Raw genomic sequence first — 556 nt, forward strand, 5'->3', positions numbered from 1 at the left:
ATCATTGACCGTCGTCCGTTAGACGATGACACAGAAGTTTTACATGTAATTTACATTATATGTGACCGAAGTCAGAGCAAGGTCGTTATGGATGAATTAAACCTAACCTTAAAGCATCATAATTATCCTGCTAAAGATATTGATGTCACGCCTTTTGGAGAAAAAGAGGTTGAGATAGAAGTAACGCTAATTGCAACTTCAATTGAAGCAGAAGAAGCACAACACATCATTAATCACTTAAATGCAATGCCGCAAATACGGCAAGCATTTTGGGATAAAAACACAATTAATTAATTTAACGAGAGTTTGCGCTTAATTTTTTATGAATTTCTCTAAATGATGAAGCGTAAACTCTTTCGTTTAAGCCTTATTTTTTAGCTTTAAATTTAAGGACTATAAATACAACAATACCGACAACCAGTCCCCAGAAAGCTGAACCAACACCGAAAAATTGGATACCTGACGCACTACATAAAAAGGTAAATAATGCCGCTTCGCGGTCTTCAACTGGACCAAACGCTAGTGCAATGTTATGGCTAATGGTACCAAGTAAGGC

At 36.5% G+C, this 556-nt stretch carries 2 protein-coding genes; one reads left to right on the plus strand and one right to left on the minus strand.

The window, feature by feature from the left end; all coding sequences use genetic code 11:
* Window positions 1-294 (plus strand): hypothetical protein (locus MPC4_RS19150; RefSeq protein WP_210253690.1); only part of this gene is annotated, 294 nt, incomplete at its 5' end.
* A 73-nt stretch (window positions 295-367) separates the two neighbouring features.
* Here MPC4_RS19150 and MPC4_RS19155 read toward each other — a convergent pair.
* Window positions 368-556: benzoate/H(+) symporter BenE family transporter (locus MPC4_RS19155; protein WP_174513936.1), on the minus strand; the 189-nt coding region annotated here is incomplete at its 5' end.

This window comes from Methylocella tundrae, assembly GCF_901905185.1.
GTDB classification, from domain to species: Bacteria; Pseudomonadota; Alphaproteobacteria; order Rhizobiales; family Beijerinckiaceae; genus Methylocapsa; species Methylocapsa tundrae.